Annotated in this window: 2 protein-coding genes; both read right to left on the bottom strand. The window is 67.0% G+C overall.

The window, feature by feature from the left end:
* On the bottom strand, positions 1-1,688 hold a 1,688-nt coding region (locus tag Q0316_RS02885), incomplete at its 3' end, for a DEAD/DEAH box helicase (RefSeq protein ID WP_298669440.1).
* 234 nt (positions 1,689-1,922) lie between these two features.
* Positions 1,923-2,885 (bottom strand): bile acid:sodium symporter family protein, encoded by a 963-nt coding sequence (locus tag Q0316_RS02880; RefSeq protein ID WP_298669438.1) that lies wholly within the window; start codon positions 2,883-2,885, stop codon positions 1,923-1,925.
* Positions 2,886-3,031: the final 146 nt, after the last annotated feature.

The raw sequence follows: 3,031 nt of genomic DNA, 5'->3' as shown, positions 1-3,031 counted from the left end.
CGCGCGTGCGGGGGGCGGCCCGGACCACCGGGGCGGCCATGGCGCGGCCCCTGATGATCGCCGCGCGTACCGGGCGGCGGCGGGCCATCCGACGGCTCGATCCGCACGCCATGTTCATCGTCCTCGCTGCCGGCGGTGCGGGAGAGCGCGGCGTTGAACTTGGCGGCGATCGCGCGCGGAATCTGGAAATGGGTTTCCGCCGGGCCGATGCGGATCGCACCGATCTCGTTGCGCGAAACATGCCCGCGCCGGCAGATCAGCGGCAGAATCCAGCGCGGATCGGCATTCTGCCGCCTGCCGACATCCATGCGGAACCACATCACGTCATCGAAGCCGGGGCGGTGACGCTCCTGCTGCGCGGCCCGGCGCGCCTCGGGCGTATCCTCCATCATCTCCTCTGGCGCGGGCATCGCCGCGCGATGCGCGCGGACCAGCGCCGCGGCGATATCCTCGGGCGAACGCTCGGCGAGCAGCTTCGCCCCGAGCAGCCGATCCTCCTCGTCAAAGGTGGTCGGCTCAAGCAGCGCGGCAAGCAGCCGTTCGCGATCCTGCGCGCGGATCGCCTCCGGGGTAGGGGCGGAAATCCATTCCGCGTTGATCCGCGCGCGCCGCAACATCGATTCGACGCGCCGGCGCATCGGATAAGGCACGACCATCACGGCGGTGCCCTTCTTCCCCGCGCGGCCCGTGCGGCCCGAGCGATGCTGCAAGGTTTCCGCATCGCGCGGAATCTCGACATGGATGACGAGGCTCAGGCCCGGCAGATCGATCCCGCGCGCGGCCACGTCCGTCGCGACGCACACCGCCGCGCGGCGATCGCGCAATTCCTGCAGTGCGCGGTTACGCTCCGATTGCGAATGCTCGCCGGACAAAGCGACGGCGGTGAAGCCGCGCTCCAGCAGGGTCGCGTGCAGCCGGCGCACATTATCGCGCGTGGCGCAGAACAGCATCGCGGTTTCCGCCCCGTGGAAACGCAGCAGATTGACCACCGCCGCTTCGATCTCCGATGGCGATACGGTCACCGCCTGATAAGCGATATCGCCATGGCCACGCTCCTCGCCCGTGGTCGCCAGCCGCAGCGCGTCGCGCTGATAGCGTTTCGCCAGCGCGACGATCGGGCGGGGCATGGTGGCGGAGAACAACAGGGTCCGCCGGGTTTCCGGCGTGGCGTCGAGGATTTCCTCAAGGTCTTCGCGGAACCCCATGTCCAGCATCTCATCGGCCTCGTCGAGCACCGCGACACGCAGCGCGGAGAGATCGAGCGCGCCGCGTTCGAGATGGTCGCGCAACCGCCCCGGCGTGCCGACGACGATATGCGCACCGCCACGCAGTACGCGGCGTTCCTTCGATGCGTCCATCCCGCCGACGCAGGTGGCGATGCGCGCGCGCGCCTTGCCATAAAGCCACTCAAGCTCGCGGCTCACCTGAAGCGCCAGTTCGCGCGTCGGCGCGATCACCAGCGCCAGCGGCCTTTCGGCATAAGGCATCACCGCCTCGTCACCGAGCAATTCGGCGCCCATCGCCAGCCCGAATGCCACTGTCTTGCCGGAGCCGGTCTGTGCGGAAACGATCAGATCGAGTCCGGCCGCCTGCGGATCAATCACGGCTGCCTGCACCGCCGTGGGCGCGGCATAGCCACGCTCGGAAAGCGCCTCGGCGAAAACGGGCGGAAGATTGGAAAAGGTCATGAAACTCACGGGTCATCTGGCCGCGAAAGGCCGTGGGATTTAAGTATCAGCGGCCGTCGAAGCACCCACCACGGCTGCTCTGAAACCCGTTGAAGCGAGATCGGTGCAGACGCAGGGCAGCGCGGACACTCGGCCGAGGGCGCTAACGGATCGGGCTGTCATCGATCGGGCGCGCATATCACAGGCGCCGCGCTCATTCCATCGCCGATTGCAACCAGCGCAATCGCGCCGGGTTCACGCCTCCGCGCACCCGGCATAGCGCCGCGCGAGGATCGAGCAGACGATCAGTTGCAACTGATGATAAAGAATGATCGGCAGCATTATCATACCGAGCGCGGGACTCGCGCCAAACAGGATTTTCGCGATCGGCGCGCCATTGGCGAGGCTTTTCTTCGATCCGCAGAACACGGTCGTCACCTCGTCCGCCAGCGAGAATCCCCAGGCACGCGCCGCTATCGTGGTCAGCCACAAAACCAGCGCGAGCAACGCCGCCGCGATCCCCGCGATCTCGGCGATCACCCATGGCGAATAGCTCCACCACAGGCCCGAGGCGGTCGATTCACAAAAGGCCGAATAGACGATCAGCACGATCACCCCGCGATCGCACAGATTGATGAGCCGCTTGTTCGCCGCGAGCCATCGCGCGATCAGCGGGCGCAGCGCCTGCCCCGCCGCGAACGGCACCAGCAAGGTCATCGCCACGTCAGCGATCGCGGGCAGGATCGGAAACGATTGTCCGCTCACCGCCGCCACTGTCGCGATCAGCGTCGGCGTGATCGCCATGCCGATGATGCCCGAAAGCGAAGCGTCAAACACCGCCGCCGGCACGTTGCCGCGCGCCATGCTGGTCATCGCCACCGAGGAGGAGATGGTCGATGAAAGCGCGCACAGGAAGAAGATGCCCAGCCGCACCTCGTAATCGAGCAGCGATCGCAGCCCGAAGAACAAGGCAAGGCCGATCAGCGGAAACAGGACGAATGTGGTCGCCTGCACCGCGGCATGGATACGCCAGTTGGCCGCACCCGCTTTCAGCGCCTGTGGCGAAAGATTGGCGCCGTGCAGGAAAAAGACGAATCCGATGCCCAGCGTCGTCACCAGCCCCATGTGCAGCGGCCCATGGGGCGTGCCGATTTGCGGCGCGACGAACGCCAGCAGGATCGCGGCGAGCATCGCCAGCAGGAAACCGTCAATCTTCATGTCTTATCCCGTTCCGGCGCCCGCCGTGCGCGTCCAAAAGGGGCGACGGGCGGGTAAAGCTGAGCGGCGGCGCTCACGTCACCGCCTCCCGCGCGTGATAACGCGGATCGCGCCACGCGCCGGTTTCCATCACATCGGCGAGGACA

The organism is uncultured Sphingomonas sp. (genome assembly GCF_937871615.1).
GTDB lineage: Bacteria > Pseudomonadota > Alphaproteobacteria > Sphingomonadales > Sphingomonadaceae > Sphingomonas.
This window is presented reverse-complemented; position numbering and strand designations above follow the sequence as displayed.